8 protein-coding genes are annotated in these 5,290 nt (G+C 54.7%); all 8 read left to right on the top strand.

Going from position 1 to position 5,290, the window contains the following annotated elements; all coding sequences use genetic code 11:
- Positions 1-515: chorismate mutase (locus tag QVO43_RS01915; protein WP_288174332.1), on the top strand; the 515-nt coding region annotated here is incomplete at its 5' end.
- Between the two features lie 9 nt (positions 516-524).
- Complete coding sequence (locus QVO43_RS01910) at positions 525-1,982, top strand: SLC13 family permease (RefSeq protein WP_022486923.1); 1,458 nt, start codon at positions 525-527, stop codon at positions 1,980-1,982.
- A 162-nt stretch (positions 1,983-2,144) separates the two neighbouring features.
- Positions 2,145-2,966 (top strand): zinc ribbon domain-containing protein, encoded by an 822-nt coding sequence (locus QVO43_RS01905; protein ID WP_022486922.1) that lies wholly within the window; start codon positions 2,145-2,147, stop codon positions 2,964-2,966.
- Between the two features lie 35 nt (positions 2,967-3,001).
- Positions 3,002-3,352, top strand: a complete 351-nt coding sequence (locus tag QVO43_RS01900) for a hypothetical protein (RefSeq protein WP_022486921.1) — start codon at positions 3,002-3,004, stop codon at positions 3,350-3,352.
- 62 nt (positions 3,353-3,414) lie between these two features.
- Entirely contained in the window at positions 3,415-3,858 is a 444-nt protein-coding gene (locus QVO43_RS01895; protein WP_154487734.1) for a universal stress protein, read from the top strand.
- Positions 3,859-3,871: 13 nt separating this feature from the next.
- Positions 3,872-4,309 carry a universal stress protein gene (locus tag QVO43_RS01890; protein ID WP_022486919.1) on the top strand — a complete coding sequence of 146 codons (438 nt, stop codon included), beginning with the start codon at positions 3,872-3,874 and terminating at the stop codon, positions 4,307-4,309.
- 127 nt (positions 4,310-4,436) lie between these two features.
- On the top strand, positions 4,437-4,874 hold the full coding sequence (locus QVO43_RS01885) for a universal stress protein (RefSeq protein ID WP_022486918.1): 438 nt from the start codon (positions 4,437-4,439) through the stop codon (positions 4,872-4,874).
- 33 nt (positions 4,875-4,907) lie between these two features.
- Positions 4,908-5,290, top strand: a 383-nt coding sequence (locus QVO43_RS01880) for a universal stress protein (RefSeq protein ID WP_288174329.1), incomplete at its 3' end; no start/stop codon positions are given.

The following is a 5,290-nucleotide window of genomic DNA, read 5'->3' as shown; positions in this document are numbered from 1 at the left end:
GGGCTCTTCTCATGGAGCGGCTGGACTGTTCCAAACTGGTGGCGGAAGCCAAACAGGAAGCCGGGGAGACCAACATTTACCGGGCGGACCGGGAACAGGCCATTCTGGAAAAACTCTCCCAGGGCGTGCCGGAAGACCGGCTGCCGGAATACCTGGCGGTGGTCCGGAAGATCATGGAAACCAGCCGGATGTACCAATACGGCATGCTCTTTGACTGGAATCCCCAACTGTTTGCTCAGCTGGCCAAAGACATTGACATCCACTCCGGAGGCACCCGGGTGGTGGTCCGGCTCACCCGTCCGGATCAGCCCAATGCCATGAGCAGTATCCTGAACATGGTGGGGGATTACGGGTACAACATGCAGTACATGGAACTGCTCCATTTCAATAAACCGGAAAAAACCGTCACTTTCGACCTGACCATCCTGGGGGATCTCAGCGAAACCAACATGCAGAAGCTTATGTTCCAGCTGTCCAAGGAAAGCCAGGATTTCCGGATCCTGAAAAACGAATAAGAGGGAATCATGACTAAATCCCAAAAAGATCTGTTCTGGCTGGCGGCTTCCCTGGCCGCCGGCTTTGCCGTAAGACTGCTGCCGGCACCGGCTCCCTTGACCCAGGAGGGGCTGGCGGTGCTGGGCATCTTCCTCACCTCCCTCATGATGTGGATCACCATTTCCATTGACTGGCCCAGTCTGATCACCGTGTTCCTTCTGGGCTTTTTGCCCCATTTCGGGTTCGGGAACACCCTGAAGGGAACCTTCGGGAACACCACCGTGGCCTTCCTGCTGTTCACCTTCATGCTGGTGTATCCCCTGTCCCAGACCCATTTTGTCCGGCGCTGCACGGTGACCTTCATCACCAACGCCATTGCCCGGCGGGGCCCCTGGTCTTTTGTCACCTTCCTGTTCTTTGCGGTGACTTTCATGGGGCTGTTCATTTCTCCTTCCGTGCTGTTTGTGGCCTTCATGCCTTTTCTGGAAGACATTTTCCAGGTGCTGGAGCTGAAGAAGGGGAGCCCTTCTGCCAATATGATCATGCTGGGGACGGCCTTCTGCATCAGCCTGTCCTCTGGGATGACCGCCATCGGCCATGTGTGGCCCACTATGGCCATGGGGTACTATACGGCAGCCACCGGACGGGATGTGAACCAGTTCCAGTACATGGCCATGGGGATCCCCACCGGGGTGCTGCTGGTGATTTTGCTGCTGCTGGTGTTCAAGTTCCTGTACCGGCCGGCGGATATCCAGGCCATCGACCCTCAGAAGGCCATGGGACTCCGGGGCACTGTACCCCGGGCGGACAACCGGGAAAAGATCATCCTGGCCACCATGGCCCTGACGGTGCTCCTGTGGGTGGGGCCCAGCCTGGTAAAAGGCTGGAATCCGGGCCTGTATAAAATGATCAGCAGCTGGACCACTGCCATGCCGCCTCTTCTGGGGTGCATCATCCTGTTCATTGCCCGCCATGAGGGGAAACCCATTATGAACTTCAAAGAAGTGATGACCAAAGGGGTGCTGTGGGCTTCCATCGTCATGACCGGGGCCGCCACCATGCTGGGGTCCGCCCTGACCCACAACGAAATGGGCATCAAGGCCTGGCTCAGCGGCATGCTGGCGCCGGTAGCCAGCGGACTGCCGGTCCTGGGGCTGATTTTGTTCTTCTTTGCCTGGTGTGTACTGGAGACCAACTTTTCCTCCAATATCGTCACTACCACCGTAGTCAGCGCCGTGGCCCTTTCTGTGTGCCAGGCTCTGCCGGCGGGAGTGATTTCCGTAGGGGCGGTAGTGTGTCTCATCGGTTTCGGGGCCGGGATCTGCAACATGACCCCGGCGGGCCAGTCCACCATCAACACCGTGGCCATCGGGTCCGGCTGGACCACCGCCCGGGATATGTTCATCTGGGGAGGCATCTTCGCCCTCCTGGCCATTCTGGTGATGACCTTTGTGGGATATCCCATCGGGAGTGTGGTTCTGGGGTAAGAGGGGGGTGTGAAGAAATTCACACCCCCGGTCACTCGGCCAGTGACCAGTGACCGCTGACCAGTGACAGAAAGGGGCTGTGAAAAAATGATTTCTCATTTTTTCACAGCCCCTTCTTTTTGCTATAATAAACAGTATGGATAAGACAGGAGGTTGGAAAAGATGATCAGATTTTGTCCTCACTGCGGGAAGGAACTGGAGCCCGGGGTACGGTTCTGCCCTTCCTGCGGGAAAGCGGTTCCGGAAATACAGAGCCAGGGAGCAGAGAGCACCCGGCCGTCTGCACCGGCGGGAGGGAACCCTGCCTCTGCCAACAGGAACAGGATCCTGGCAGGAGGGCTTGTCGTCCTGCTGCTCCTGGGCGGAGGAGCCTTTTACTTCCAGCATCAGAAATCCCAGGAAGCGTCCCAGGCAGCAACTATGGCGGCTCAGGAAGCCAAAACGGAAAAGACGGAAAAAACGGCGGAGCCACAGGAAACCAAAGACCCTGTCGGGACCGTCCAGAAAATCCTGGATCAGGAAGGTCTTTCCGGAAAGGTGATGGCCACCTCCTATGGTCATGATCCCAACGGCAGTCTGAGCCTGATCGGGGGCAAGGGACGCCGGCTGCTGGTCATTGATGAAAAAAATCACCAGAAGGCTTTTGTGGATGCCACGTCCAGGCTGTACCAGTTCATCAATCATCGTACCGGGAACCTGCCTCCTGTCACCTTTCAGATGCGGGTCCTCAGCGAGCAGCCAGGCGACGATGAAAAAGCCGGGTATTGGGATGGAACCAGCCATGTAATTCCCGTTTATGCCCAATATTCCTTCGATGGGGAGGGAAAAGTGGTCCCGGGGATGCTGAATACGGGAGCTGGCGCCAGACCGTCCCATTACCATGACTATCTCAAAGAACAGCGCCATGTGGATCTGGCCAATCTGGTCCTTACAGAAATGCAGGCCCTCCACGAAAACGCCGATGCCAATCATGTGCAGCTGTAATCCCTGCAAATTTTCAAGAAAGAGGTTTTGACCCTATGGAATTTTTTCTTTTTGTACTGCTTCTGACCCTGGTTTCTTTTTCCATGGCTGTGCTCTGCTATGGACTGACCATGCGGTTTTTCAACGGATCCAAACTGGCCCGGTACATTCTGACCCCTCTGGCAGTGGTGGGGTGGGACTTCCTGGTGGTAATCCAGGACCAGACCATGCGGTGGGTTTTGGGGCTTCTGCCCATTGCTGCCCTGGCGGCCCTTTTCCTCTACGCCCGGAAAAAGTATGCGGAGGATCCGGAACCGCTGGAACTGGCCCGGAGACAGAACGGCTTTACCCCGGATCGGAAAATGCGCCGGTACCAGAAAAGAAATCAGAAAAAAAGCAAAAAATAAAAGGGATTTTTCGCAAAAAGGCGAATAATATCCATAAAGAGCAAGGAAGGGGATGAATGTATATGTTCCAAAAAATCTTGGTGCCGGTAGATGGATCGGATACGGCGTGGAAGGCCCTGAAAACAGCGGCAGCGCTGGCGTCCAGATTTCAGGGAGAAATCCGGGTATTCACTGTTATGGAACCGTACAACAGCCTCAGCCTGTTCCAGATTACCCTGGATCAAAACCTCATGGACCGCAGCAACCGGGAAATGAAAAAAGCCAGTCTGGCGGTCCTGGATACGGCCAAAGAAAAACTCACGGAATATGGCTTCCATGGCAAGGTTTCCTATGAAGACGGTGAAGGAAATCCGGCAGAACTGATCCTGGAGAAGTCCCGGGAAGACGGCTGTGACTCGGTGGTCATCGGCAGCCGGGGCCTCAGCGGGATCACGGAATTCCTGTTGGGCAGTGTCAGCTCCAAAGTGTCCCAGTATGCGGAAGTACCTGTATTCGTAGTGAAATAAAGGGGGAGATTCTATGTTCAAAAAAATCCTGGTGCCGGTGGATGGTTCCCAGACTTCTTGGAAGGCTCTGGAAACGGGGAAATCCCTGGCGGAAAAATATGACGGCGTCCTGGTGGTCATTACGGTGATGCTGCCCTACGGGGCCGGCGGCCTGCTCCAGATGTCCCTGGACCAGACCCTGATCGATCAGAACAATGCAGCTATGAAAAAAGCCGGTTTTGCCACCCTGGAACTGGCCAAGGAAAAACTCAGCGGCTATAAGGGTGAAGTGGAATATGTGGAAGAAACCGGGAACCCGGCGGAACTGATCCTGGACGCCTGCAAGAGCAAGGGCTGCGATACCATCGTCATCGGCAGCCGGGGCCTCAGCGGAGTGGAGGAATTCCTGTTGGGCAGTGTCAGCAGCAAGGTGTCCCAGTATGCCAAAGTCCCTGTTATGGTAGTGAAATAACCTGACAAAAAAATTGCTGCTTCGGCAGCAATTTTTTTTCGGAAAAAGCAGGAATTTACAATCTTTCGGTGAATATACTCTATAAGAAAGAAAAAATTGTAACGAAAAATGCGTTGGAGGTGGTTGTATGTTTGAAAAAATCTTGGTTCCGGTGGATGGGTCTGAAACGTCCTGGAGAGCCCTGGCGGAAGCCCGGGAACTGGCGGAAGCCTTCAAGGGAGAACTGCTGGTGGTGAACGTAATCCAGCCCTACAACAATTCGGCCATGCTGGTGGTGCCTTTGGATCAGGCAACCATCAGTCAGGGAAATGAAGAACTGACGAAAATCGGCAACAGTGTCCTGGATACAGCCAAAGAAAAGCTGAAGGACTTCAAAGGCAAGGCAGAATTCGACCTGGAAGTGGGCCATCCGTCTGAACGGGTGCTGGCCGTATGCAAGGACAAGAAATGTTCCGCCATCGTCATCGGCAGCCGGGGCCTCAGCGGCATTGCGGAATTCTTCCTGGGCAGCGTCAGCAGCAAGGTGTCCCAGTATGCCGATGTGCCGGTGCTCATTGTGAAATAACCCAAGATTGTTCCGGAAAAGGGGGAATATCTTATGATCAACAAAATCCTGGTTCCTGTAGACGGTTCGAAAATTGCCCTCCGGGCTCTGGATTTTGCCATGGAACTTGGCAGCAAATTCGGATCCCAGATCATTGTGATCAATATTGACGTGCCTTATGACCTGAGCCGGATCAAACCTCCCCGGAAGGACAAAAACGGCAATATCATCCCGCTGGAAGCGGCTGCTCCCACTCCGCTGGAAGAAGCAGAACGGGAAGCCAAGAAAGTTTCCTACAGCACCATCACCTTCAAGAAAGTGGTTGACATCGATCCGGCAGAACGGATTTGTGGGGAAGCCGAGAAGGATGATGTGGACATGATCATCATGGGCAACCGGGGTATGGGTGTACTGGCAGGGTTCTTCCTGGGCAGTGT

The sequence above is a fragment of the Acidaminococcus sp. CAG:542 genome, assembly GCF_000437815.1.
Classification (GTDB): domain Bacteria; phylum Bacillota; class Negativicutes; order Acidaminococcales; family Acidaminococcaceae; genus Acidaminococcus.
This window is presented reverse-complemented; position numbering and strand designations above follow the sequence as displayed.

Excerpts from the sequence above, each read along its gene's own strand:
- QVO43_RS01905 (WP_022486922.1), top strand. The coding sequence starts at position 2,145 with ATGATCAGATTTTGTCCTCACTGCGGGAAGGAACTGGAGCCCGGGGTA.
- QVO43_RS01900 (WP_022486921.1), top strand. The coding sequence starts at position 3,002 with ATGGAATTTTTTCTTTTTGTACTGCTTCTGACCCTGGTTTCTTTTTCC.
- QVO43_RS01910 (WP_022486923.1), top strand. The coding sequence starts at position 525 with ATGACTAAATCCCAAAAAGATCTGTTCTGGCTGGCGGCTTCCCTGGCC.
- QVO43_RS01885 (WP_022486918.1), top strand. The coding sequence starts at position 4,437 with ATGTTTGAAAAAATCTTGGTTCCGGTGGATGGGTCTGAAACGTCCTGG.
- QVO43_RS01890 (WP_022486919.1), top strand. The coding sequence starts at position 3,872 with ATGTTCAAAAAAATCCTGGTGCCGGTGGATGGTTCCCAGACTTCTTGG.
- QVO43_RS01895 (WP_154487734.1), top strand. The coding sequence starts at position 3,415 with ATGTTCCAAAAAATCTTGGTGCCGGTAGATGGATCGGATACGGCGTGG.